This window comes from Shewanella carassii, from assembly GCF_019670705.1.
In the GTDB taxonomy this organism is placed as follows: domain Bacteria; phylum Pseudomonadota; class Gammaproteobacteria; order Enterobacterales; family Shewanellaceae; genus Shewanella; species Shewanella carassii.
Genome location: NZ_AP024618.1, coordinates 3040828 through 3066845, shown reverse-complemented (window position 1 = coordinate 3066845; position 26018 = coordinate 3040828). Strand labels below are relative to the sequence as shown.

At 54.2% G+C, this 26018-nt stretch carries 22 protein-coding genes; 10 read left to right on the top strand and 12 right to left on the bottom strand.

What is annotated here, in order from left to right:
• Nucleotides 1–81: 81 nt before the first annotated feature.
• The 3 genes from K5621_RS13880 to dauA all read right to left on the bottom strand — a co-directional run bounded on the left by K5621_RS13880 (nt 82) and on the right by dauA (nt 4566).
• Nucleotides 82–1473, bottom strand: a complete 1392-nt coding sequence (locus K5621_RS13880; protein WP_221049523.1) for an SPFH domain-containing protein — start codon at nt 1471–1473, stop codon at nt 82–84.
• A 10-nt stretch (nt 1474–1483) separates the two neighbouring features.
• A complete protein-coding gene (locus K5621_RS13875; RefSeq protein ID WP_221049522.1) occupies nt 1484–2569 on the bottom strand; it encodes an alpha/beta hydrolase in 1086 nt (361 codons plus the stop codon).
• Between the two features lie 209 nt (nt 2570–2778).
• On the bottom strand, nt 2779–4566 hold the full coding sequence (dauA, locus tag K5621_RS13870) for a C4-dicarboxylic acid transporter DauA (protein WP_221049521.1): 1788 nt from the start codon (nt 4564–4566) through the stop codon (nt 2779–2781).
• A 284-nt stretch (nt 4567–4850) separates the two neighbouring features.
• On the opposite strand from dauA, the gene K5621_RS13865 reads away from it, so the two are divergent.
• The 4 genes from K5621_RS13865 (at nt 4851) to K5621_RS13850 (ending at nt 8981) form a co-directional block, all read left to right on the top strand.
• Nucleotides 4851–6746, top strand: a complete 1896-nt coding sequence (locus tag K5621_RS13865) for a vWA domain-containing protein (RefSeq protein WP_245003087.1) — start codon at nt 4851–4853, stop codon at nt 6744–6746.
• A gap of 239 nt (nt 6747–6985) precedes the next feature.
• On the top strand, nt 6986–7564 hold the full coding sequence (locus tag K5621_RS13860; RefSeq protein WP_071476276.1) for a sigma-70 family RNA polymerase sigma factor: 579 nt from the start codon (nt 6986–6988) through the stop codon (nt 7562–7564).
• Nucleotides 7561–8406 (top strand): hypothetical protein, encoded by an 846-nt coding sequence (locus K5621_RS13855; RefSeq protein WP_221049520.1) that lies wholly within the window; start codon nt 7561–7563, stop codon nt 8404–8406. The genes K5621_RS13860 and K5621_RS13855 overlap by 4 nt, the downstream gene beginning before the upstream one ends.
• 104 nt (nt 8407–8510) lie before the next feature.
• A complete protein-coding gene (locus K5621_RS13850) occupies nt 8511–8981 on the top strand; it encodes a cupin domain-containing protein (RefSeq protein WP_100145239.1) in 471 nt (156 codons plus the stop codon).
• Nucleotides 8982–9187: 206 nt separating this feature from the next.
• On the opposite strand, the gene K5621_RS13845 is transcribed toward K5621_RS13850, so the two are convergent.
• Nucleotides 9188–9610, bottom strand: a complete 423-nt coding sequence (locus K5621_RS13845) for a ribosomal maturation YjgA family protein (protein ID WP_221049519.1) — start codon at nt 9608–9610, stop codon at nt 9188–9190.
• Nucleotides 9607–9945 (bottom strand): winged helix-turn-helix transcriptional regulator, encoded by a 339-nt coding sequence (locus K5621_RS13840; RefSeq protein WP_100145242.1) that lies wholly within the window; start codon nt 9943–9945, stop codon nt 9607–9609. Before K5621_RS13840 ends, K5621_RS13845 begins: the two co-directional genes overlap by 4 nt.
• Nucleotides 9946–10151: 206 nt before the next feature.
• Here K5621_RS13840 and K5621_RS13835 point away from each other — a divergent pair, with 206 nt between their 5' ends.
• On the top strand, nt 10152–10466 hold the full coding sequence (locus K5621_RS13835; RefSeq protein ID WP_100145244.1) for a monooxygenase: 315 nt from the start codon (nt 10152–10154) through the stop codon (nt 10464–10466).
• A 134-nt stretch (nt 10467–10600) separates the two neighbouring features.
• Nucleotides 10601–13867 carry a S41 family peptidase gene (locus K5621_RS13830; RefSeq protein WP_221049518.1) on the top strand — a complete coding sequence of 1089 codons (3267 nt, stop codon included), beginning with the start codon at nt 10601–10603 and terminating at the stop codon, nt 13865–13867.
• Nucleotides 13868–13972: 105 nt separating this feature from the next.
• On the opposite strand, the gene K5621_RS13825 is transcribed toward K5621_RS13830, so the two are convergent.
• Entirely contained in the window at nt 13973–14416 is a 444-nt protein-coding gene (locus K5621_RS13825; RefSeq protein ID WP_100145248.1) for an OsmC family protein, read from the bottom strand.
• Between the two features lie 343 nt (nt 14417–14759).
• Here K5621_RS13825 and K5621_RS13820 point away from each other — a divergent pair, with 343 nt between their 5' ends.
• Nucleotides 14760–16322, top strand: coding sequence for a S8 family serine peptidase (locus K5621_RS13820; RefSeq protein WP_221049517.1), 1563 nt, complete (start codon nt 14760–14762; stop codon nt 16320–16322).
• An 82-nt stretch (nt 16323–16404) separates the two neighbouring features.
• Here K5621_RS13820 and K5621_RS13815 read toward each other — a convergent pair whose 3' ends face one another.
• The 3 genes from K5621_RS13815 to K5621_RS13805 are packed head-to-tail and all read right to left on the bottom strand — an operon-like array spanning nt 16405 to nt 18639.
• Nucleotides 16405–16728, bottom strand: a complete 324-nt coding sequence (locus K5621_RS13815; RefSeq protein ID WP_044734831.1) for a DUF3325 domain-containing protein — start codon at nt 16726–16728, stop codon at nt 16405–16407.
• On the bottom strand, nt 16725–18332 hold the full coding sequence (locus K5621_RS13810; protein ID WP_221049516.1) for a PepSY-associated TM helix domain-containing protein: 1608 nt from the start codon (nt 18330–18332) through the stop codon (nt 16725–16727). Before K5621_RS13810 ends, K5621_RS13815 begins: the two co-directional genes overlap by 4 nt.
• A gap of 1 nt (nt 18333) precedes the next feature.
• Entirely contained in the window at nt 18334–18639 is a 306-nt protein-coding gene (locus K5621_RS13805) for a hypothetical protein (protein ID WP_221049515.1), read from the bottom strand.
• Between the two features lie 359 nt (nt 18640–18998).
• On the opposite strand from K5621_RS13805, the gene hpf reads away from it, so the two are divergent.
• Nucleotides 18999–19355, top strand: coding sequence for a ribosome hibernation-promoting factor, HPF/YfiA family (gene hpf, locus K5621_RS13800; RefSeq protein WP_039033763.1), 357 nt, complete (start codon nt 18999–19001; stop codon nt 19353–19355).
• A gap of 75 nt (nt 19356–19430) precedes the next feature.
• On the opposite strand, the gene K5621_RS13795 is transcribed toward hpf, so the two are convergent.
• Nucleotides 19431–20153 carry a YebC/PmpR family DNA-binding transcriptional regulator gene (locus K5621_RS13795; RefSeq protein ID WP_071239219.1) on the bottom strand — a complete coding sequence of 241 codons (723 nt, stop codon included), beginning with the start codon at nt 20151–20153 and terminating at the stop codon, nt 19431–19433.
• Nucleotides 20154–20415: 262 nt separating this feature from the next.
• Here K5621_RS13795 and K5621_RS13790 point away from each other — a divergent pair, with 262 nt between their 5' ends.
• Nucleotides 20416–21990, top strand: coding sequence for a methyl-accepting chemotaxis protein (locus K5621_RS13790; RefSeq protein ID WP_245003086.1), 1575 nt, complete (start codon nt 20416–20418; stop codon nt 21988–21990).
• 46 nt (nt 21991–22036) lie between these two features.
• On the opposite strand, the gene K5621_RS13785 is transcribed toward K5621_RS13790, so the two are convergent.
• The gene (locus K5621_RS13785; protein ID WP_221049514.1) at nt 22037–22618 is read right to left on the bottom strand and encodes a TetR/AcrR family transcriptional regulator; all 582 of its coding nucleotides are present in this window, start codon (nt 22616–22618) and stop codon (nt 22037–22039) included.
• A 183-nt stretch (nt 22619–22801) separates the two neighbouring features.
• Between K5621_RS13785 and K5621_RS13780 the strand changes: the two genes are divergently transcribed.
• Nucleotides 22802–23845 carry an alkene reductase gene (locus K5621_RS13780; protein WP_221049513.1) on the top strand — a complete coding sequence of 348 codons (1044 nt, stop codon included), beginning with the start codon at nt 22802–22804 and terminating at the stop codon, nt 23843–23845.
• Nucleotides 23846–24036: 191 nt separating this feature from the next.
• Here the strand turns inward: K5621_RS13780 and K5621_RS13775 are convergent, their stop codons facing one another.
• Nucleotides 24037–25905: a methyl-accepting chemotaxis protein gene (locus tag K5621_RS13775; protein ID WP_221049512.1), complete on the bottom strand. Its 1869-nt coding sequence runs from the start codon at nt 25903–25905 to the stop codon at nt 24037–24039.
• Nucleotides 25906–26018: the final 113 nt, after the last annotated feature.

Sequence of the window (26018 nt, the reverse complement as noted above, 5' to 3'; positions counted from 1 at the left end):
GGGCATATCAGTATGACCTGAAATGAAGGCGAATAAAAAGGGAGGCTAAGCCTCCCTTCAATTTACCTTCTAGCCAGCCCGTTATTTGGCGGATGCTTTACTGCCAAGGACGGTGCTTTTTTCCATCAGTCCCAACGCCGACAAGCCGGTGATCACGTCCAGATTGGAGGTCATGCCGTTGCCGCCACTGCCGTTGATATAGTTCTTCGGCATATCCACCTTGAAGTTGGGCAGGTTCTGATACAGAGCGTTGGCTACATCCCGGTTCAGCTCGGCCAGATACACCTTCTCATGGGCACCCAATGCCTTGTATTTCGCCGCCAGTACGTCGGCTTCGGCTATCCCTTTTTCACGGATCGCCTTGGCCTCAAACATGGCCGAGGCCGAGTTGGCTTTCTGGATCTCCAGGTTGGCCTGGGCGATTTCCAGCTCCTTGGCCTTGCTCAGGGTGGCGATATCTTTCTTCTTGCGTTCTTCCACCAGTTCACGCTCGGCGATTTGCCGCGCCACTTCAACCTCTTTTTGCTGGGCAATAACGGCCAGCTCCTTGGCACGCTGGGCATCCTGTACTTCGCGGGTACGCTGGATCTCTTTGCGCAGCTGCTCTGTCTTGGCCTGGGCCTTGGACGTTTCCTGCTCCTGAATAGTGCGGATCCGCTCGGCAACCAGTTTTTTTTTATCGGTCAATAGCTTGTCAAGCTGATCTTCCGGCTTGGGATCGCCGATAGTGACCTGGGTGACCGTGATGCCATAATGTTTAAGCGGGTTGTCCTGACGTATCGGATTACCGCTCTTGTCGGTAATAGGCACTGTCTTCCACACCAATTGCTTGGTGGCTTGCAGCTTGTTGGAATCCTCCTGATCGAAGCCCACCGGCACCAGATCCACCTGTTCGACTTCAACCTGGCGCCGCTCAGTGGTGTAGATACCGTTGCTGAGCTGATCTGACAATTGTGCCTTGAACTGATTGAGGCCGCCCTGGAAAAACTCTTCGCCGGTATATTGGGTCGAGGTGATTACAGTGACGTTGCGGGCGTTCTTGATCAACATGGTGTCAATCAGGTTGTCGTTGGAGCGAAACTCCCGATGCATGGTCTTGAGCTGCTCGGGATCATAAGACAGCTTGAAGCGGAAAGTGGCCGGTACCTGGCCTGTGTAGGTATCGGCAAAACGTACCTGCAGCGCCGGCAGACGTTGGTAGAATACCTCGCCCTGGTTGTTGCCAAAGGAGACGGTAACGACCTGATCATAGCGGGTTATTTTCGACAGAAACGGCATGCGAAAGTGGATGCCGGGCTCGGTGAACACATCCAAAGAGCCGGTAACATTGTTTTGATGCACATAGGTGTAACCGGCATCCGTCATCAATACTGAGCTTTGGGCAATACCCAGGGCCGCCAAAACGCCCACCCCAATCAGAATACGTTTGGGGGTAAAATAGGATTTAAAACCTGAGGCACTTTTCAGTTCCATCTAATCTTCCTTAATTGAGTTCCAATACGAAATTGACATAATCCAGGTATTTCTGCTGCCAGGCATCATCAAAGAAATGCCCGCCCTGATGCGGTTTGAGCTGCAGTTGATTACCCGGGCTAAAAAATTGTTCCAGCTGTTTATCCAGCGCCAGATTACTGCTGTGCTCCTGTTCGCCGTATGAGATAACCAGTCGCTTACCGGCGGGCGCCGAAGCCTTGATTTCGGTTTGCATGCCGCCTGCCGACAATAGCAGGGCGCCGACATAATCATTCGGGTGTTTGGCCAGCAGGTGCGCGCTGTGAAGGGCACCCTGGGAAAAGCCCATCAATGCTACTTTCTGCTTGTTGACAGGGCTGGTCTTTGCCGCCTGGGCTAAAGCCTGCTGCACCGCCTGGTGACTGGATTCGGTTTCGGTTGTGGCCCAGCGGAAGCTGTGCTCATTAAGCTTTTCCGTGCCGTTGATCCCGATAAATATTGCCCGTTCACTTGTCAGCAGTTTGGCCATATGGGCGCTGTTACTGCCTTCTGTGCCATAGCCGGATAACCAGACCAGCACGGGCCAGCCACCTTCAGGGGCAGCCCCCTGAGGTCGGTAGATATAAGCTGTACCGGCATCTTTTGCATGCTGAGGATAACGGCGTTTAACATTATCCAGCACGGCGCGGTACTCATCCGAGTCTCTGATGGCGTTAAGTTCGTCGTCTTCCTCGAGCATGATATATTGCCACAGGCCACGATTGTCGGCTTGCAACAGCATTTCGATGGCTTGCTCTTTAAGTTCCAGCATTGCCAGAGTACCGGCGGCTTGATAGGGCGCCCAGATATTACTGCTATCGCGCTCTGTGGCCATTAGGTAATAGGCGAGGGCGCCTGCGTAGTTGTTGTAGCGGTTTTTTTCATTATCCCCTTGGGCGATGAAGTCTTCCGCATTGGCTTGACTCAGATACAGGTTGGCTATCGGGCTCAACGTCTGCCAGCGGATCTCCGCCTCCGTTTTTTCTTCATCTGCCAGTGCCAGTTGGCTTAGGCAGAGCAGTCCCAGCCCGGCTCCCCATCTCAACAGGTGGTAGAGCTTAGTGTGTTTGGTTTCCATCCCCAGTCCTTTGTCGTGTGGCGGTGATCCGCATTGCACTTTTTCGAGAGTTTTTAGTCAGCGCGCATACTAGCAGATTCGCTTTAGTGGGGGGATAGCCAATTTCTTACAATTGTGTCAGTAGTTTGCGATGGTTATTGTTTGGGGAGGATAAGCGAGCGCCCGGGTAAAACCGGGCGCGGGAAGATACAAGCAACGGCACGTTAACGCTATTGTGCCGGTTTGCTCTGGGGGGCTTCTGCACGAGTTTGACCATCCGTGCTGAGCGGCACCTGTTCTTCAATCAACTCTCTTAAGGTGGGATAGAACTTGAGTACACCTTCGATAGGCTGAACTTTGGCCTTGGCCAGAGTTCGGATCGGTTGGAATTGCAGATCGGCGACCAGCAGACGGGTATTATTGCTCTGGCATTTGCGTATCAATTTATTCAACGCCGCCATGCCACCGGCATCGAGAATAGACACCCCATCCATATAGAGCACTATGGTCTGTTTGTCCTGAGTCATCTGCGCGATTTCAGCAAAGATGCGCTCCGCCGCGGCAAAAAACAGTGGGCCATTAATCTTAAGTACCACCCAGTCGTCCGGCAGTGGCCGGTCGATGTAGCGTTTATTGTTATTGATTTCATAGAGCCGGGTCATCTCGGCGATCTCTTTCATAAACAGCAGGGCCGCCAACATGATCCCGAAAGAGATAGCGATCACCATGTCGAACACCACAGTTAGGAAAAAGCAGCTTAAGAATACCCAGATATCGCTGCGCGGCGCGGTTTTCAGCAATTGCCAGGCCTTGGGAGCTTCGCTCATGTTCCAGGCCACTACCAGTAACAAGGCCGCCATGGCCGCCATCGGCAGGAAGGACAGTAAGCCAGCCAGCGCCACCAGTCCCAGGAGTACCACCAGAGAGTGGATAATTGCTGATACTGGGCTATAGGCCCCAGCCTTGACGTTGGCTGCGCTGCGGGCAATGGCGGCTGTGGCAGTGATCCCACCAAAGAAGGGCGCCACTATATTACCTATCCCCTGGCCAAGCAGTTCACTGTTGGCGCTGTGACGCTTACCTGTCATACCATCGAGTACAACGGCGCATAGCAAGGATTCGATGGCGCCCAACATGGCGATGGCAAAGGCGGCCGGGGCCAGGGCCTTAATCATCTGCCAGGATAGCCCCAAAGGTTCGCCATCTGGTCCAGGTTGCAACCAAGGCCACTCAAAGCTAGGCAAGAAGGGCGGAATACCATTGCCTTGGCTGCCATCGGGCAACAGATAATGAAAGCGGCTGCCTATGGTTTCTATTTCTTGCCCAAAACTGCCAAGCAGCAATGCCAGTAGGCTGCCGACTATGATGGCCGGTAGATGCGCCGGTACCGGCAATTTCAGTTTTGGCCACAGCAACATGACCGCTAGAGTGACCAATGCGACCAATAGGCTGGGTAAGTCGGTTTGTGGTAAGGCTTGCACCAACACTTGCAGTTTTTCACCAAACTGCTCCGGCATGCTGTCTATGGGGAGACCGAAGAAGTCTTTCAACTGCAAAACCGCAATGACTACGCCTATCCCGGCGGTAAAGCCCAGCGTCACCGACTGAGGAATATATTGGATCAGGCGACCAAGGCGCAGCAGCGCCATGGCTATCAGGATAACGCCTGACATCATCCCCGCTATCAATAGACCTGCTAGGCCAAACTCCTGGGCTATTGGGTAGAGCAGCACCACAAAGGCCGCGGTCGGGCCTGAGATCGAGTAGCGTGAACCACCGGTAATGGCGATGATAAAGCCACCTATGATCGCAGTATAGAGACCATATTGAGGGGCCACACCACTGGCGATAGCCAAAGCCATAGCCAATGGAATGGCGATGATCCCCACAGTGACCCCGGCCATCAGATCCTGGCCAAAATGCTTACCGCTGTATCCTTCCTTGGCGATGACTTCACGCAGGGCATGGCCCAGGCGTAAAGAAAAGAGTTGGGTTCTGAAATTGCTTATGTGAGGCACGTCGACAGGGCTCCATAAAATCGAACCGGTTTGTGACCGGGAAAAAAAGAGCCGTTATTTTAGGCTTCCGTTAATGACCCTTGTGTGATGTCTGACTCAGAATCAAAATTTTAGGCTTTTTTTTATTGTGGAAGTATGTTTGGTGTTTAAGTGATTATTTTCGCGATAGAAGAAGGCTTTTGGCTATGGCCTTTGGTTTTTTATTTCCATTTTCTTATCTGGCGATAACCCTTTTGTCCTTGGCATCCGTTTGCAATAACAATAGCCGAATAAGGAGAAATGTTATGAAGGCGACAATGTTGCCAGGCAAATGCAAGGTGAGTACCAAAGGGAAGATGGGGATAAATCAAAGCGCTGCCATTGCCGGGCGCCGCTATTATCTTAGCCTATGGGCCATTCTAGTTGGCAGTTTGGGGTTAGCCGCCTGCCAGCCACAGCAGTCCCATGAGCCACCCAAGGTAGCCAATCAAGCGAGTGAGGCTCAGTCCTCTGAGGCTGAAACTACTGTGCTGCCAAGCAAAGACCCCGGGCGGGATATCGCGAATGCTATAACCCATGCGCAAGCTCAGAAGTTAGCCGTCAGCGCCGCAGCATCACCTCGGACTTTGTACCAGCCGAGTGTCCAGCCAAGAAGCTTGAGCGTGCCTGCTGAGTTGACTCTGGCGGATGTGAATTATCCCAGCGCCACAGTGCTTGCCAATGGCTCGGAGGTGTATATCGCCAACGGCATCATGGTGGCGGGCGAAACGCCGTTATCGACCTTTTCCGTCGATGTGGACAGTGGCAGTTACAGCCTGATGCGGCGCAGTATCAACCTGGGAGCATTGCCAGCCAAGGGCACTGTGAGAGTCGAGGAATTGATTAACTATTTCGACTACAACTACCCACAGCCGGACAAAGGCGAGCCTTTCTCCATCAGTACTGAGCTGGCACCGTCGCCTTACAATGAAGGCAAGATGTTGCTGCGTATCGGGCTTAAGGGCTATGAAGTGCCAGCCAGTCAGATAGGCGCCGCCAACCTAGTGTTCTTGCTGGATGTGTCTGGCTCCATGTCATCGAAGGACAAGTTGCCGCTGCTGAAATCGGCCATCAAAATGCTCAGCGACACGCTCACCTCACAGGACAAGGTGTCGATAGTGGTCTACGCCGGCGAGGCCGGCGTCGTACTAGACGGTATCAATGGCGCCGATAAAGAGAGCTTAGACGCCGCTTTGGCTGAGCTTAAGGCCGCCGGCGGCACCAATGGCGGCGAAGGCATCCAAACAGCTTACCGTTTGGCCCGCAAGCACTTTATCAGTGGCGGGGTAAATCGGGTTCTGCTGGCCACCGATGGCGACTTCAATGTAGGCCTGACCAGCAGGCAGGAGCTGCTGGCGCTGGTTGAACAACAAAAGCAGCAGGGGATTGGCCTGACAACTCTGGGGTTTGGCCTAGGCAACTACCGCGACAGCATGTTGGAGCAGTTGGCGGATAAGGGTAATGGCCAATACGCTTATATCGATACCTTGAGCGAAGCCCGCAAAATCCTGGTGGAGCAGCGTAGCGGCACCCTGCTGACCATAGCGTCGGATGTCAAAGTGCAGCTCGAGTTCAACCCGGCGCTGGTGGCTGAGTATCGCCTCATCGGCTATGAAAACCGCGCCCTCAAGCGGGAGGATTTCAACAACGATAAGGTCGACGCCGCCGAAATGGGCGCAGGGCATGCGGTGACGGCCCTGTATGAGCTCAGCCTTACGGATTCAAATAATCTGGCCAACGATGCATTGCGCTATGGTCGCGACCCTGTCAGCGGCAAGGAAAAATACAGCCGTGAAGAGCTTGGCTATCTGAAACTGCGAGCCAAACCGCCCTTGAGTGAGAGTAGCAAAGATAGCAAGAGTCAGCTTTATACTCACGCCATTCGCCTGGATTCGGCCCACAAGTCGCTTGCGCTCGCCAGTGATGATCTGCGTTTTGCTGCGGCGGTAGCCGGGCTTGGGCAACTGCTTAACGGTTCAGTGTATCTGCATGACTTTGACTGGCGCCGGGTCGCCGAGCTTGCCGATTCGGCCAAGGGCGAAGACCCATACGGTTATCGACATGAGTTTGTCGGCCTGGCTCGCAGCGCCGCACTGTTGGCCGGGCAAGGCGCGCTTAAACCCGGACGCAAAACCGTGGCAGGGCTCTCTGTAGCAGGGTAACCCGGGATTAAGAAAGTCATGATTAACAAAATCAGGGCCGAATCTATGCCCGAACCCATGCTCGAACCTATGCAAGCCGCCGGATTTAAGCCGCTGGAACAGGGGCATAGGCAAAACTGAGATCCAGAGTTGCGCCATTGGGGTTTACAGCCCAATGGCGTGGGGGCAAACTCTCATCCCAATAACCAATTAAGCTGCCGGTCAGGAGAGAGAATTTGGAACAGCAAAGGCAGACGGGAATGCCAAGTGGAGAGGATGAGACCTGGATGCTGGCTTATGCCGCCGGGGATGCCCAAGCTTTTGAGCGCCTCTATCTTAAACACAAGGGCGGACTCTACCGGTATTTTGTCCGCCAGTTAAGTGACATGGCCTTGGCTGAAGACTTGTATCAGGAAACCTGGAGCCGGGTGATCAAGGCGGCGCAGAGTTATCAACCCAGCGCCAAGTTTACTACCTGGCTGTACCGGATAGCTCATAACCTGCTGATTGACCATGTGCGGGCGGTTAAACCGGTCGACAGTCTCAGCATAGATGAGGATGAGCCGGATGCGCAGGCCAATCTGCTGGGCCCACAAACCGCCGAGCCGGATAGCGAACTGCTGCGAGGTCGTCAGGTCGCCTGGCTTAAGGAGTGCATCGGCCTCTTGCCCCAGGTGCAGAAGGAAGCCTTCTTGCTTAATCAGGAGTCCGGGCTGACGGCGCAACTGATCAGCGAAGTGGTCGGGGCGACGCTGGAGGCCACCAAGAGCCGGATACGTTATGCCTATCAGAGTCTGCGTGACTGTTTGGGGCGCAAGACCCAGGAGAGCATTGAATGACAGAGAACAAACGCGATGATGCTGCCACGCCAGAGTCGCAGATAGATGCGCTCTATCGTGAAGGTGCTGTCGAGCAGCCGCCCCAGACCTTGGATCAGCAAATTCTGCAGCAGGCGAGGGATAACTGCCGTCAAGCGCCAGAGGTGATCCGTCCGGCGCCCGGTTTCTGGCAAAAGCACAGATATGGCCTATCTGCAGCGGCTTCTGTGATGCTGGTGGCAGGGTTGTTTATTCTGAATCCCGAACTGCGAAACTCATCGGCGCCGCAGCTCAGTGCTCCGGCTAATCTGGAAATCAGCCCGCAGCCAGATAGCGCTGAAGATGCGGCGCAGCCCGCCAGGCTGCAACCTATGGCGGCGCCGCAGTCCATGGCCGCCAAGCGAGCGGCACCTCAGGAACAGGCTGTTCAGCAACAGGATATGCCTCCTCAAGAAAGTGCTGCAAAGAATCGCTCCGTGGCAGAGGACACTGTGCAGCAAAGAGCGAGATTGGCTCCCAGGCAGCAGCAAGCCCTGGCCGCGTTGCCAAGGGATATCGACGGCCGTTTGGATCTGCTGACAACTACCATCGAAGCCGGTGAACTTGAGCAGGCGGCAGTGCTGGTACGAGGCATAGCCGCAGATTATCAACTGACGCTGCCGGATACCTTGGCCAAGAGCTTGAGCCCAAACGAAGCGGCCCAGGTGGGAGAAGCGGCCCAGCGGCAACTGAAGCAGCAGTCCTTTATCCATCAGGATACGGCGCCCGAGAGTGCGCAAGCGCTTAATAAGGAGCAGAGCGAGCGCTGGCAAGCCTTGCTTGAGCATCTCGAGCAGAGTCTCGAAGCCAAAGAGAATCACTGAGGCTAAAGACTGAGCTTAACTTAAAAAGAGTTATCGGGAAGCCAGTCAGTTTCAATCCATCACGGGGCAGGGAGCCTGCCCTCATTTTAATAACAGGAGTTTTTATGTTGACCGCCGATGATGTTATCCAGGCACTCGAGCTTGAGCCCCATGTTGAGGGCGGGTATTTCGGTCGTTCATTCGTCTCGGACAGCCGGTTTGATGACAGCCGTAACCTGTGGACCAGCATTTACTTTATGCTCAAGACGGGTGAAGTGTCCCACCTGCATCAACTTACAGCCGATGAGATGTGGTACTTCCACAGCGGTGAGTCGCTGACCATCTATATGATCTCCGAACAGGGTGAGCTGACCGAGGCGCAACTCGGGATGGACTTGGCCAAAGGTGAGCGGCCACAGGTCTTGGTGCCCAAAGGCACTATTTTTGGTTCGGCAATGAATAATCCGGGTTATTCGCTGGTAGGTTGTATGGTGGCACCTGGCTTTACCTTCGATGACTTCAAGCTGTTCGGCCGTGATGAACTGCTTGAGCGTTTCCCTCAGCATCAGGCGTTGATAAACCGCCTGACCCGCTAGCTGGCGTTACAAGGTTTAAGCTTATTTTGAGCCGTGATTTTTAAACCGCCTTTTTGAACCGTCAAATCCACGGGGGCAGCTGCCAACCTGCTCCCGGTCTTTTAGCCCGACTTAGCGGGTAATTCTCAGTCCCATTGCCGCCCAGGTGGTGCTGATATTGGCCTAAGCCGGGGTTAAGTACCGAAACTGAGTTCTATTTCAGGGGGTTATTCCCGGGCACTTTGAGCTTGGCTCTTCCCCGGGAAAGATAGCGCCAGGGAGCCCGGGAGTAACAGCAAACACCCCAGGCTGTATGCCAGCAGATCCAGCCAGTCAAAGTGGCTGCCGATAACGATTCGTGCCAGGCGAATATGGCCCAGCCCCAACTTATCCACCAAGCCAAAGGCCTGGCCAAACTCTATGGCGAAGGCAAATGCCAGTACCAAGGGAAGCAGCAGCCGACTTGCCCAGGGGCTCACGGTTTTAAGGGCGCAAAACATCAGTATTACTACCAGCAGATCGCCGATAAACCCGCGGATGAAGCCGGGCGGGGCGTAGCGGGCGATCAATACTTCAATACCGAACAATAAAACTGTGGCTAAGGCAAAATGCCAGCGCTTCAAACCATCGAACCAGGGCACAGGTTTCATTGGGCCTCTCCCGTCAGCAAGTCGGCGTTTTGCTCGGCAAAAAGGTGCATCTGCTCCAGCAGCGGTAACAGTGCCATTCCAAGCGCGCTGAGACGATAGTCGACTCTGGGTGGCACTTCAGGGTAGAGAGTACGGGTGAGTACGCCGTCTTGCTCCAGCTCCTTTAGCTGAGCGGTCAGCACTTTTTGACTGACACCGGGTAGATGCCGTTTTAGGTAGCTGAAGCGCTGTGGCTGCTGTTGCAGCAGGAACAGAATGGCGGGTTTCCATTTGCCGCAGATCAGCCGCAGAACCTGATAGGCCGGGCAGAGAGGGGCTTGCTGATTGAGTGTCATAAGGCTTGGCGCAAGTTACTTTAGGGTAACTATGCCACCAATTTGTGCCTCCTTGTAGCGAACGCGCAGCAGTTTTATGATTTTATCAGGAAGGTCCTCATGGCGCTCTCTTGAAAGAGAGCGGCTAAAACAGTGACAGGTGTTCAAGGCCTATGACTTGTTTGCATCTTCCCTGACATTTATCCGCAAACCAAGGGGAGGGTTGAATGACCACTCTACTGCAAATCGATTTTGAATTTCCCACCGAAATGATGGGCGATGCCCTGACTGAGCAGGCCAAGCCTCTGGCCGAGTCCATTACTCGGGAGCCGGGTTTCATTGCCAAAATCTGGACCGAAAACCCACGCAGCGGCGAGGCCGGTGGCATTTATCTGTTTGAAGATGAAGCCAGCGCCGAAGCTTACGCCTGCATGCACTCACAACGAGTGGCGGCCATGGGCGCCCACAACATACGCATCAGGCTGTTCGATGTGAATGAACCCTTGAGCAAAATTACCCACGGCTGGCCGCTATCAGTTTGATTTTTCAGTATGCCTGCCGACACATTTGCTAAAACTTCTGTCGTCGGCAACAGCTGAATCCCGCCGCTTTCTCTGTTAACTTGTTGGGCTCGTAAAACCGCGCTAACTGATTAATAACAGAGATAGAGGCATTGATGAAACTTCGTCACTCCGTGGCCTGCTGTATGCTGGCATTGGGAACTTTGGGCAGTGCAGCCGCCTATGCCGCAGAAGCGGGTCAGGGCTATTACCGTTCGCCCGCGATTCATGACAACACCCTGGTGTTTACTGCCGAAGGGGATATCTGGACTCAGACACTCGGGCAGGATAAAGCTGCCCGTTTGACCAGCCTGCCGGCCGAAGAGTTGAATGCCAAGATCTCTGCCGATGGAAAATCGCTGGCGTTTACCGCCAACTATGATGGTGCCCAGGAAGTCTATGTGATCCCCATGAGTGGCGGGCTTGCCAAGCGCGTCAGTTTCGAAAATAGCCAGGTACGGCTACAGGGCTGGACCACAAATGGCGAAATTCTCTATGCCACAGACAATGCCCAAGGGCCGGCGAACTACTGGGTGCTGCGTTCGGTAAACCCGGATACTTTGACAACCCGCGATCTGCCGCTGGCCGATGCCATAGAAGGCGTGGTTGACCCAGAAGGTGAGTATGTCTACTTCACCCGCTTTGGGCTGCAAACCACAGGGGATAATGCCAAGGTGTACCGCGGCGGCGCCATGGGCGAACTGTGGCGTTATCAACTGGGGCAGGACAAAGAGGCCGTGCGGCTGGCCAAAGAGCATCAGGGCTCTCTGCGTCATCCCATGCTGTGGCAGGGGCGGGTCTATTTTGTCTCGGATGCCGATGGCAATGCCAACATCTGGTCTATGGCCAGCGATGGCTCAGATCTTAAACAGTTGACTCAATATCGTGATTTCGAAGTGCGCAGCCCCTATCTGGACGGCGGGCGCATAGTGTTCCAGCTGGGTGCCGATATTCACATGTGGGACCTGGCTTCCGGGCAGGAGCAGAAGCTGGATCTGCGTCTGGCCTCAGACTTCCCCGAGCGGCGTGAACATTGGGTTAAAGATCCGCTCGATTTTGCCACCAGTGCCAGGTTGGCCCCGGCAGGAGACAAGGTGGTCATCACTGCCCGCAGCCATGTGGCGCTGGCGACTACAGATGGTTCCCGCCTGGTAGAGTTGGACTCGGACGGCAAGCATAGAATGCGCAACGCACTGATGAGCCATGACGGCCGTTGGGTCTATGCCATCTCGGATGCTTCCGGTGAGCAGGAGATCTGGCGTTATCCCGCCGATGGCAGCGCTGGCGCCAAGCAGCTGACCCAAGATGGCAACACACTGAGAATGAGCCTGGAGCTGTCGCCCAATGGGCGTTATTTGGCACATGATGACTATGCCGGTAATTTATGGCTGCTGGATCTCAAAGACGGCAGTAACAAGAAGATAGTGACCAACAACGAAGGTCTCGGCCCCTATGCCGATATCCGTTGGTCGCCGGATAGCCGCTTCCTGGCCTTGACTCGCTCGGAAGTCGGTGCCCAGCGCAGCCAGGTAATGCTCTACTCGCTGGAATCTGCCAAGGGCGAGATGCTGACCAGCGACAAGTACGAGTCTTTCTCGCCCAGCTTCAGCCCGGATGGCCAGTGGCTCTATTTCCTGTCAAACCGTGAGTTCCAGGCCACTCCATCTTCGCCTTGGGGCGATCGCAACATGGGCCCCGTATTTGACAAGCGTAGCCAAATCTTTGCCCTGGCATTGAGTCAGGATGCCCGTTTCCCATTCCAACGTCCCAACGAGTTGCAAGGCGCTGTTGCCGGTGATGACAAGGCCGCTGACGATAAGCTGCAAGTGGATTGGCAAGGCCTGAAGTCGCGGCTGTGGCAAGTCCCCATAGAGGCGGGTAACTACCAGAATTTGCAGGTGCTGGACTCGGGACTCTATCTGCTCGATAGCGATATCACAGGCGAACAGTCGGCGCTCAAGCTGGTAAGGTTTGACCCTTTGAGCCCCAAGCTGGAAACCTTCGCCGATGATGCGCGCGATTATCAGCTCTCGGCCGATCAGAGCAAGGTATTGCTGCGTAAGCAGAGCAATCCCAAAGAGATGGTGATAGTGCCAGTGGGTGACAAACTGCCGGGCGATCTCAGCAATGCCGTGGTGCAAACATCCCAGTGGCAACTCGCCATTCAACCGCATCAGGAGTGGCAGCAGATCTTTGAAGATGCTTGGCTTATGCACAGAGACTCCTTTTTCGACAAGAAGATGCGCGGGGTCGATTGGCAAGCCGCCAAGGCCAAATATCAGCCATTGCTGGACCGGCTCACCGACAGACATGAGCTGAATGACATCTTCACTCAGATGATGGGTGAGCTCGATGCGCTGCACTCTCAAGTGCGCGGCGGTGACTTTGCCAAGGATCCCGACATGCCCAAGGCCGCCGAGCTGGGTGCACGTCTGAGTCAGGTGAAAGATGGTGTCAAGGTCAGCCATATCTATCGCACCGACCCTGAACTGCCGATGCAGGCCTCACCGCTGGCGCGTCCCGGAGTCGATGTCCGCGATGGCGACATCATCACCCATATCAATGGCCGTAAACTGGCTACCCTGGCGAAGCTCACCTCTATGCTCCGTAATCAGGCCGACAAACAAGTGCTTTTGGGCCTCAAGCGCGGCAGCAAGCAGCACAAGGTAATAGTGCAGGCCATCAGCAACCGTGATAACGCCAAACTCAGGTATCTCGATTGGGTCAATGCCAATGCCGATAAGGTGGCCAAGGCCAGCGATGGCAAGATAGGTTATCTGCATCTGTATGCCATGGGCAGTGGTGATATTGAGAGCTTTGCCCGCGAGTTTTACGCCAACTATGACAAGGAGGGGCTGGTTATCGATGTGCGCCGCAATCGTGGCGGTAATATCGACAGCTGGATCATTGAAAAGCTGCTGCGTAAGGCCTGGGCCTTCTGGCAACCCACAACAGGCGCGCCTTATGTCAACATGCAGCAGACGTTCCGCGGCCACCTGGTGGTGCTGACAGATCAGTTGACCTACTCCGATGGTGAAACCTTCTCAGCTGGCATAAAGGCCCTGGGACTGGCGCCCTTGGTGGGTAAACAGACGGCGGGCGCCGGGGTTTGGCTCTCGGGCCGCAACAGCCTCACTGACAGGGGCATGGCTCGGGTTGCCGAGTATCCTCAGTATTCCATCGATGGTCGCTGGGTACTTGAAGGCCGAGGTGTCAGCCCGGATATCGAGGTAGACAACCTACCTCTGGCCACTTTCAATGGCAAAGACGCCCAGCTTGAGCGGGCTATCAGTTATCTCAAGGATGAACTGGTACGCGAACCGGTACCAGCATTGAATGCTCGCCCCATGCCCCCCAAGGGCGAAGCGGACGATATTAAGTAAGCATGCAGTGATAAAAAACAGGGGATGCATTTGGCATCCCCTGTATAGGTGTTAGGGTGTTACCGGCCAAGTGGTTCCCGGGCCGGTGGCACCCGTTTTTATTGCTCAGAAATTGATTTCCACTTCGGTATCTGCCGCCAGTGAGTTGGCGATAAAGCAGTTAGCATGTGCCTTTTCGTGGATCTTTTCCAATGTTTCCCTATCTATCTCAGCACCTTCGGCAAAAGTCACTTCAGGATTCAGAATCATGCGGGTCACGGCGATTTTACCCGACTCTTTTTTGCCGATTTCTGCGGTGGCGTTATCCCGGTAGCTCTCGACCGGCAAACGCTTCAAGTGAGCTATGGTCAGGAAAGTCAGCATATGGCAGGACGATAATGCCGCCAGCAGGCTCTCTTCCGGGTTGACCTTGGCTTCATTGCCTTTGTATTCGGGGGCTGCTGACGCCAGCAGTTGTTGGCCTGTACCAAAGTCTATCTGATGATCGCGATTGAACTCTCCCTCGGGCGCCGGGCTGGTTTGCCAGGATACGGTCAGATGAAAACTCAATTGGATGCTCCTTGAGACGGTTTGCTAAGTAGCGGCCACTATAGCCTATTTGCCAAACCCTTGTCTGCCACTGGCTATCAGGATCCCACCTGGCTGGATTTTTCTCAATAAAATCAAGAAGGGTGTAGTGTTAATTCATTGTTTTTAAAGATGATTGTATAAATTCTCGTCATTAGTTCTTTGGTCTTAATTCTTTGGTCATTCCACCTACTTTAGTCTTGCATCTCAAGTCTGGCGGCGCTATAACAACAGTGTATGTAAATACATTGTTTCATATGTTAATAAAAATAACGTTTCGAGATAGATCGAAATACTGATCAAAGACAAATTGCAGGAGAACATTATGCAGGCATTTTACAAGCCCCTCGCAGCAGCGGTCACCCTGGCGCTGTGCGTCGGTGCACAGGCTGCAGATAATGAGCGTTATATCGTTAAGTTCAAGGAGGGGAAAGGCCCCAGCACTATGGCGCAGATGAAGGCCATGGGCGCCAAAATGGAACTGGATTTGTCGGCCCACAACGCCGCCGCTTTTTCTATTCCGGCCCAGGCTCTCAAGGGCCTGGCCAGCAATCCCAACGTGGAATATGTCGAAGCGGATGTGAAACGTTTCCCGCTTTCACAGATAATGCCTTATGGTATTCCCATGGTGCAGGCCGACCAACTCAGTGACGCCCAGACCGGCAATATGAAGGTCTGTATCATAGACTCAGGTTACCAGTTGGCCCATGAAGATCTGTCGGGCAACAATGTCGATGGCACCAATGATCCCGGTACCGGTAACTGGTACACAGATGAAAACCATCATGGTACCCATGTGGCCGGGACGATTGCCGCACTCAACAATGGTGTTGGTGTGGTAGGGGTTAACCCCAACGGCAATCTTAACTTGCACATTATCAAGGTGTTCAATGCCGATGGCTGGGGTTATTCATCCAGTCTGGTTGCCGCACTGGACAAGTGTGAGCAGGCCGGTGCCAAGGTCATCAACATGAGTCTGGGCGGCAGCTTGAAGAGCCGCACCGAGGACCGCGCCTTTGCCGCCGCCGACAGCCGCGGCATTCTGAGTATTGCCGCCGCCGGTAACGACGGCAATACCCGTCACTCCTATCCGGCATCTTATAACTCTGTGGTGTCGGTTGCCGCAGTGGATGCCAACAAGCAGCATGCGGATTTCTCACAGCGTACCAGTCAGGTTGAGCTCTCCGGCCCGGGTGTCGGCGTACTTTCCTCCGTGCCTATGGGCACTGCGTTGGTAGCTGCTGCCGCTGTTGCCGGCAATGGTTACGAAGCCATAGGTATGGAAGGCTCACCTACAGGTAGCGCCGCCGGTACTCTGGCTGACTGTGGCACAGGTGAGAGCCAGTGTGATGCCGCCGGTAAGGTGTGTTTAATTCAGCGCGGTAATATCGCCTTCTCCGACAAGGTGCTCGCCTGTGAAAATGGCGGTGGTGTTGCGGCCATTATCTACAACAATGAGCCGGGGGCCTTAAACGGGACTCTGGGTGAGGTGGTTACCGCCATTCCGTCTGTGGGTGTGAGTGATACTGATGGTGCGGCCATGTTGGCGGCAGTCGGCAGCAATGCAAGCGTTGATATCGGCGCGGGTAACTATGCTTACTTCGACGGTACTTCGATGGCGACACCTCATGTGGCCGGGGTTGCGGCCTTGGTGTGGAGTCATTTCCCTCAGTGCAGCAACAGTGACATTCGTGCGGCATTGCGTGCCACCGCCGAAGATCTCGGCGCTGCCGGCCGTGATGACGAGACAGGTTATGGTCTGGTGCAGGCCAAGGATGCAGTGGATTACCTGACCGCCAACGGTTGCTCGGGCGGTGGTACCGGCGGTGGCGGTGACACAGGTGGTTGTAAGGGCAAAGGCTGTAAGAGCCCTAAAAATCCTCGCTGATTGCTGGCTTTATTTTGAGATACGCACTAAAAAGCGCTGCAGTTGCAGCGCTTTTTCATGGCAGAGTTTGAGCCAAAATTGGTTAGATAAACCAACCCACAACAAAAACAACCGGCGCCAACATAAGCGCTTTAGGCAGACTGCGACCGAGATAGCTAAGCTGTAAAACCACAGGCAGGGCAGCCAGCGTCATCAGGCCGAAAAACAGTATGCTGCCATAACCCCAGCCATACCCCATGCCACAAAGCACAAAGCTTGCCAGCAGGGCCAACCAACCGCCCGCATACAGCAGGCGGCTTTCCAGAGTTTTGGGAGCGCGCCCCATGGCTTCACGGAAATGACCAAACATGGACATGGCCAGCAGGCCAAAGGCGAGATAAGTCAACGCAATAAGTGCAATCATCATCCGCGCACCGCCTGGAGTTTTTGGGCCTTGGCCGTTTGTTTCATTGGCTGCCTCCCCAAACGCTTGAAGGCAAATAAGCCAAGGGCAGCAAAAGTCAGCGCCAGCAGATCAAATCCCGCCAATTGCCACTGACCGGCCGCGAGGTTGCTCAGCAGGTTGGCTGGCGAGGTCAGGGCGTTCAGCAGCGGCAAGAACGCCAGTGCGGCAGTCAGCGCCGCCAGTTGAGCGCGCCACATGGCTCTGTCTCTGCGCCAGATAGCCAGCAAGCCACTGATCAGCAGCAGAATAAAGAAACTGTGAACCTCCCATTGACTGCGGCTAGGCAAAGAGGTCGGCAGCAGGCGATTGGCATAGAAAAAGGCCACTGTACCCAGAGGCAGACCGAGGATAAACATCAGGTTCAGCGTTTCCACCAGGCGCAGACCCAGGCTGGGCTTGGCGCCCTGACTGATGGCTTTTTGTTGTTTCTGGCGAATCTTTACCGCCCACATCAAGGTGCCGCTGGCTATCATCACGCAGCCGCTCAGCCCCAGAAGGAAGAAGAGCCCCCGCAGTGCGGGGCCGGAGAAACGGGCGGTGTGCAAGGACATCATGGCGTCGTGAGTCGCCTTGGCGGCGCTGATGTCATTGTTTGTGCTGTAGATAAGATCGCCATCAGTACCGCTGAACACCATAAATAGCTCCCGTTCTGTGACTTGCTCGCCTGTGTTGAAAGTGACCATGACCCGGCTGTTGGCATCATCCGGGTTGATCACTGACACCGACTTGAGCGGCAGTTCGGCAAAGGTTTGCTGCACCTTGGGCAGGAAGCTTGCCAGTGGCAATTGAGGCGCGGCTTCATTGGCGGCAGCTATGCGGGTAAAGCTGCTGCCGGGACGGGCTTCATTGATAAATTCCCGGCGGTCACTGTCATAGTTGACCAATATGCCCCAAGGCATATAGATGATCATCAGGGTGATAAGCCCGGTATAAGTGATCATCAGATGAAACGGCAGCGCCAGTACCGAGCTGACATTATGGGCATCGAGCCAGGAACGGCTACCCTTGCCGGGACGGAAGCTGAAGAAGTCCTTGAAGATGCGCTTATGGATCACTATTCCTGAGATGATCGCCAGCAACATAAACATGGTGCAGAAACCGACAATCCAGCGTGCCGTGATGGCAGAGATATAGTGCAGATCGAAATGCAGGCGGTAAAAGAAGTTACCGCCGCGGCTCTCCCGCACTTCAGTCACATAGCCGCTGTTATCGGCCTTGACTAGATGTTCACTGAAGGCGCCGCGGCGCTGCCCCGGCTCCGGCGGCTGTTGCCAGCCATAACTCAACATGGGGTGGCGCTCTGTGGGGAATTCAATCAGCCAGCGCTGGGCGTTGACCGCATTCTGCCTGAGATAATCCTCGCCCAGACTCAATTGCTCAGCAAGGCGGGTGTTATCGTAGGATTGGAACACCTCCTTGTGTAGCTCGGGCTGATTCCACAGGCTGATTTCATGGCGATAGTAGCTCAGGGTTCCGGCAAAAAACACCAGTAGCAGCACCCAACATACCAGCAGACCCACCCAGGTGTGGAGCCAGGTCATAGTTCGGAAAAAGCTGTCTTTCATCTCAAACCCCCAGCAGTTTCAGTGTGCCAAACAAGGCGACAGCCAGCAGCAGGATTTCTTGCCAGGCCCGCAAACTGCGTTTGACGCAAAATACCCTGATAACCACCAGGGCGTAGATCAGAAAAGACAGCATCATGGCGCTTACTGTACTGTCGATACGGCTCATAGGCAGGCTTACAGCCAATAGGGCACAGGCCAAAGAAGCGATAAGATAACCGCCCAAAATGGATGCCAGCGCCCTGCTGATAATGGTCAGGGCTTGGGGATGGCGCCTGGGAAACTGTAACAGAGATAGAGATTTCATCATTGTTGCGGATAGTGCATTGGCCACTAAGGGAAACTGGTGCGCTGATTCTAGCTTAATAATAATTAATGATAAACATTACCATTCGTGTTTTACCTGTAAATAACTTAGGGCCCAACCTAACCCGGTTTGATATTAAAGAGGCGAAGTATTGGTCTAATGAGCTCGGAAACCAATATAGATGGCTCAAACGGAAGTGACATCGGGGTCACCATTGGTGCAAAGCTGTTCAAAAAGATGAACTCTGGATTAATTTTGACCAAATGAGAGAGGAATAAGGCACTTATTTGAACATTGGCCCTTGTGTTTTACGCTGAAAGCCCCAAGCTCTATAAGTGAATCAGCAGAAAAAAGGAAAACCTATGAAAATTCAGCTTTCAGGTCATCATGTTGAAGTCACAGCAGCAGTACGTAGCCATATCGAAGAGAAGTTTTCCAAAATCGCCAAGCATTTTCCCAGCCTGATCGGCTTGGACATCATCATTGCCAAAGAGCATGGCGTACATCAGGTTGATATTCGAACTAATTACGAGGGGGTGGCAGTCGCGGCCTCCGGCAAGAACGAAGTCATGTATCCGGCCATCGCCGAGGCAGGCAAAAAACTGGAAGCGGCGCTTAAGCACAGAAAGGGGCAACTCAAGGCCGATCTTCATGAAAAACCCGAGGTGACCACGCCGGAAATAGCCCACGAGATCATCCAGGAAATGGAACTGCGTTAATTCAAGAACTTAACCTTGATGCAGAAATAGAAAAGGGACCAGATGGTCCCTTTTTCATATTCTAAATCTTTGAGATTATTCGATGATCTCGGCGTTGTGATAGACATTTTGCACGTCATCACAGTCTTCCAGTGCGGCAATAAACTTGTCGAACTGGGCGACATCTTCACCGGACACTTCCACCATGTTCTGTGGCACGAAAGTGATCTCTTCCATCTCAAAGTTGATCTCGGGGAAGGCTTCCAGCAATGCCGTCTTGGCCTTGTAGAATTCTGTGTTGGGGGCGTAGACACTGATCATGCCGTCTTCTAACTCGACATCGGCAACATCGACATCGGCCATCATCAGGGCCTCGAGCACCACTTCATCATCTTCACCGGGGAAGACAAATACCGCCTGGTGATCGAACATGTGGGCCACAGTGCCTGGGCCACCCAGCTTGGCATCATTCTTCACAAAGGCCTGACGAACCTCGGTGAAGGTGCGCTTGCCGTTGTCGGTCAGACAGTCGACGATCACCATGCAGTTACCCGGGCCGAAACCTTCATAGCGGGCAGTATCATAGTCTTCACCGCCACCGCCTTTGGCCTTGTCGATGGCCCGGTCGATGACGTGTGCCGGTACCTGATCTTTCTTGGCGCGCTCAATCAGGCGCCGCAGTGCCAGGTTACCGTCGGGATCGACACCGCCACCCTTGGCACACACGTAGATCTCTTTCCCGTAACGGGAGTAGACCTTGGTCTTCTGTGCGGCCGTTTTGGCCATGGATTCCTTGCGGTTTTGATATGCTCTGCCCATCTTTGCAATGTCTCATCAATGCGTTGAAAAAGAGTGGCAGATTCTAGCAGCTTTCCCACGCTAAATGCACCTGTCGGCCCGTTGGGCTGCCGGCAGTGTGAAGCCACGCCTGATCATGCTTACCGTCTCCGGCCGTAGAAGTTCATAGCCTCACTATAGACTTATGTCCAATTCGGCAGAGCGCCATGCTTTGGGTTATGCTGAAAACTCAAGGATCCCTTATTTGGTGCAAACCAACAATAAGGATAGGAAGGGAGGCTGCATGTCTGAGGAAAACCGTATTTGGCCTATGCTGGCGGGTTTGCTGCTCGGGGCGCTGGCGCTGGGTTGTGTCCAGTTGGCTTTAAGTGCCGACAATCTATTGCTTTCACTGTTTGGATGGTGTCTTGCGCTTATTGGCCCTGTATTGGCGCTGCGCTGGGCTTCCCGCCCTGTGGTTCAAAATGCCAAGCAGGCATCCAGCAAGAGCGCAGGTGATGACAAGGCGGCGCAGCAACTGGGCCGGGATGCCAGTCGTATTGCTATCGGCGCTGCCGAAGTGTCTCACTTTGTTGACCAACTTAAATTCACTCTGGATTCCAGCGGCCAGCAAGCCGGGCAAATTGCCGTGGCGGCCAATCAGCTGAGTCATACTACCGTGGCCTTGAGCGAACATGCCGAAGTGGTGCTCAATCAGGCACAGGCATCGCGCAGTGTCAGCATCGAAGGGCGTCAGTATGCCGCTAGCGGTTTTCGTGCGGTTGAAGCCTTGAGCCAGGATGTCGACAAGGCCGCCTCCGGCGTGGGGCAACTCAAGGCGCAGGCCGATGCCATAGGCAAAATCACCGAAGTGATTGACAGTGTTGCCGCCCAGACCAATCTGTTGGCGCTCAATGCCGCCATTGAAGCCGCCAGGGCCGGAGAGGCGGGTAGAGGCTTTGCCGTGGTGGCCGATGAGGTGCGCAGTCTGGCGGCCAAGACCGCAGAGGCTACTCAGAATATTGCCGCCATGTTGACCCAGATTAGAGAGCTGACCGATGGCACCTCACAGCTAATGAATCAGGTGGTTAGCCAAACGGCCGGCGCCGTGGATGCCATGAATTCACTGGAGCAGAGGTTTGACAGTATCGCTTCGGGTGTCGAGGATTCGGCGCAGGCGTTGGAGCAGATTGAGGCCGCGTTGCGTGAATATCGCGGCACGACGGCAGATATTTCCAATGCCATTACCCATATCAGCGAGTCGCTGACAGATACAGGTCGTCGCAGCGAGCAGATCTCCCGTCAGGCCTTTGGGCTGTCGCAGACCACAGAGGGTATGTTCCGGGCGCTTTCCCATTGGGATACCGGCAGTTTCGATCAGCTTATTCTCAAAGAAGCGCAGCAGGCCGCCAAGGCTTGCGGCCAGGCGCTGGAGCGAGGGTTGGTGGAAGGCAAGTTTACTGAGCAGCAGCTGTTTTCGCCGCAATATCGGCCGATAGCGGCGACTGAGCCGCCCAAATACAACACCGCCTTTGACGGTTTTACCGACAAGCACTTTCCGGCCTTGCAGGAACCGATACTGGAGCGTCACCGGGAGGTGATTTACGCCGGTGCGGTCGATAAGAAGGGCTACTTTCCTACTCACAATCAGCGTTTTTGCCAGCCGCTGACCGGCGATAGGGAGCGGGATATGCTGCAAAACCGCACCAAGAGATTGTTCAACGACCCCACAGGGATCCGCTGCGGCCAGCACACAGAGCCGGTGCTGCTGCAGACCTACAAGCGGGATACGGGGGAGGTGATGCACGATCTCTCTGTGCCCATCTATGTTAAGGGTAAACACTGGGGTGGCTTTCGGATAGGCTTCAAGGCCCAGTGATGCTGTAGTGCGACTGCGCCTTGGGCGCTCAAGGCTGGCGGTAGGCTCAGAGACTCAGATGCTCAAACAGCTCTGTGGCCAGAGCGCTGAGTTCGTCGGCGCTCGGGTGAGTGTGGGCATAAGTGCGCAGGCCATAAATACCCATCATCAGAAAGCGGGTCAGCTGCGCCGGATCTTTATCAGCGGCCAGTTCACCTTGCACCTGGGCTTGCTGCAGTATCTGCTGCAACGCCGTTTGCCATTGCTGTAGATGTTGGCTCACTCTCTGTTGTACAGCCAGATCTTGCTCACCCACTTCGCTCAAGGCCTTGACCAAAAGGCAGGCCTGGCTGGCATCACAGCTGAGGCACTCGCTGACTATGTTGTCCAGATAACGCCGCAGGCACTCGAGTCGTGAACCCTCGGCCGGGAAAAAGCTTTGCAGTTGTTGCTCGCGATCGGCGTGGTACTGGTCAATCGCTGCCAGAAACAGCCCGTGCTTATTGTCAAAGGCACAATAGATAGACCCCGGATGCAAGCCGGTTGCCCGGGTCAGATCCTGCATACTTGTCTTGCTGTAACCCTTGGCCATAAAGGCATTCATGGCGCTGCGCAGCACTTTCTCGCGATCGAATTCGGCGTTTCTCATAAGATGATTTCCCACTGTGATGCGCCGAGTTTACTGCAATTTGAATATTTGTTCAAAAAAGGCTTGAATGATCATTCAACAATCTTTATCTTGAACGAACATTCAAATAGGGGCTCAGCTCCTCAGGCTCTGAATAAGGCGAATGCCAGTGACTGAGCCGTTAACTCGCCAAGGGCAGGAACCATGTACCAGAACTTGTTTGAACAGTATCGTCTCAATGACAGCATCACACTCAATAACCGCTTTATGATGGCGCCGCTCACCCGTTGTATGGCCGATGCCGATTTGGTGCCGACCGATGCCATGTTGGCTTACTACGCCCGCCGCGCCGAGGCTGGGCTGATCATCAGTGAAGCCACCATCATTCGCCCGGATGGGCAGGGCTATCCCAACACTCCTGGGCTCTTCACCCAGGCTCAGATTGCCGGTTGGCGCCGGGTAACAGATGCCGTGCATGAAAAGGGCGGTAAGATTTTTGCCCAGCTGTGGCACACAGGCAGGGTCGCGCATCCGCACTTCTTTAATGGTGAACATGTGTTGGCGCCATCAGCCGTGGGCGTTGAAGGTACAGTGCCGAGAATGCGCGAGCTGAGCTACCAAACCCCAAAGGCGGCCAGCAAGGCCGAGATTGCTGAACTGGTGCGTGATTACGCCAAGGCGGCAGAAAACGCCATTGAGGCCGGTTTCGATGGTGTGGAGATCCACGGTGCCAACGGTTATCTCATCGATCAGTTCCTGCATTACGACAGCAACCGACGTGAAGATGAGTACGGTCAAACGCCTGAAAACATGAGCCGCTTTGCCCTGGAAGTTGTGGATGCCACCATAGCCGCCATAGGTGCAGATCGCACGGCGCTGCGTTTGTCACCCGGGGCATACTTTAATATGAGCGCCGATCCCCGTGACCGTCAGGTGTTTGATTATCTGCTCGCCGAGCTTGGCTGCCGCCGATTGGCCTATCTGCACGAGGGCATGTTTGACGACAACATGCGCTTCGACTTCCTCGATGGCCGGGTATCGGACTACATGCGCCGCCACTACCAGGGAAATCTAGTGGGTGTGGGTGGCTACAGCCCGGAAACGGCCGCCGAGGCGATTGCTGCCGGGCGTTTTGACTTGGTCGCCATAGGCCGTCCCTTTATTGCTAACCCTGACTATATCGCCAAGGTTCGCAGCGGCGAGCGCCTGCAGGATTACTCGGATGAGATGCTGGCCACTCTCGACTGAAGCAGAACATCCCGTTCGGAGTCTTATCCTTAACCCGCTTAGCCATGGCGCCATCGAGATGCAGTATTGGCGACGCCCGGCGTCCTTGTAGAATTGCCCCATATTTGGCGAGTATTTTGGCATACTCGCCGTTTTTTTGATTGTCTCCAGTCCTAGATTGAACTACAGCATTAATTCAGGGACATCTGATTTCAAACAATAAATTTGTTGAGAATGGCATCTTGTTCCCTGACATGCTCGGTCTGGGTCTGCATCGCCGAGTTGGCCTGCATTGCCGAATCAGATACCTGTACCGATAGATCCTTGATCCTGACAGTGTTGTTGTTGATCTCTTCGGCCACCAGACTCTGCTCTTCGGCGGCCGAGGCAATTTGCAGATTCATGTCGGTGATCTGTTGAATGGCATCGCGGATCCGGTTCAATGCTTCGTTGGCGCCTTCGGCCTTGGTAACGGCTTCTTGAGTGGTGTCCTTACTTTGATTCATCACATCGGCCACGGCGCGGGAACCGGCCTGCAACTGCTCTATCATGGCGCGAATTTCTGTGGTGGATTCTTGGGTACGCTGTGCCAGAGTGCGCACTTCATCGGCCACCACGGCAAAGCCGCGGCCCGAGTCTCCGGCCCGGGCGGCTTCGATGGCAGCGTTGAGTGCCAGTAGATTGGTCTGATCGGCAATATCATTGATAACACTCAGAATCGTTGCGATATTGCTGGTGGCGGTTTCCAGTTCTTTGACCTCTTGTACTGCCATATCTATCCGCTCTGATAGGGCGTTAATTGCATCTGTAGTGGCGCTGACCACTTGAGTACCAACACTGGTGGCGCTGTCGGCGTCTTTGGCCGCGGTGGCTGCGCCCTGGGCATTACGAGCCACATCCGATGAAGTGGTGGCCATCTCATGCATGGCGGTGGCAAGCTGCTCCAATTCATGCAGCTGGGACTTCATGGCGTTTGTGGATTGCTGCAGTTCGGCGGAGGTCATTTCAGAACTCTGCAATATCTGCTGTCCTATGTTCTTGGACTGGGTGATGAGTTGCTGCAGACTGGCGGTAAAACTGTTGAAACCAGATGCCAGAGCCGAAAACTCGGCATCAGTGTCTGTATCCAGTCTCTGGGTCAGATCGCCTTCGCCTGAGGCCACGTCCTGTATCGCCTTGTTGAGGGTTTCCAATGGTCGCATCAGGGCTTTGATCAACATCAATAACAGTGAAATACTGATGATGACGGCGATAATGCTATACAAAACGGAACTGTTGCGTAACTCGCTGACGGCGGCATAGGCGATCTCTTCATCCAGCAGGGCGCCAACATACCAGTTTTCACCGCTAACCTTGGCAAAATCCAGAGTATAAGGTTTTCCATCAATTTCTATTGATTGGTTGCCTTCGGTCAACGTCACTTTCGGTAGAAAATGACTCATGGGCTTACCGTTAAACTCGGATTTGGGGTGAGCGACGATAGTGCCATCGCCGGTAACGATAAATACGTAACCGGCATTGAAGAGTTGTACTTCGTTAACCAGGTTGGCCAGTCGAATCAAACTGACATCGTAGAAGATGGCGCCGATAAATTGTCCTGCATCTTTTACCGGAGTGGCAATGGAAACCAGCATTTCCCCGGAAGCCGCATCGGTATAAGGAGAGGTGATGATCAAGCCATTGGCTCGCTTGGCATCTTTATACCAGGGGCGAGTCCTGGGATCCCAATTGGCGCCAGGATCCCAGTTGGGATCATTGTTGATGTTCGAACCATCGCTTTCATAACCGAAACCCACCAGTAGAAAACTGTTTTTTATTACGGGACGGGTGATCACATCGCGGATGTGCTCAGGCGAGAGATCGGTTTCCAGCAAGCTGGTTGAATAGGCGGCCAGTTTCTTGCGCGAGTCCAGCTCGGCAGAAACCGTGTTTTTGAGTCCATCCATGATTTCGGTCACGCTGGCTCCTACCTGAGCCTGCAGCTGTTCCTGAACTGCAAAGTATTGTTTGCTGGAAAGCAGTGCAACTGTTACCAATAGCAATGCAGAGGAGGCGGCGACAATCTTGTGGCTGAACTTCATTGTTTATCCTCTGATATTTGATGTATCCCATAAATATATAGACAGAAATCAGCCCACCAGCCATTGCAGCCAGGACAATAGGCGATATTTGTTTTACAAGAATAGTGCAAGCC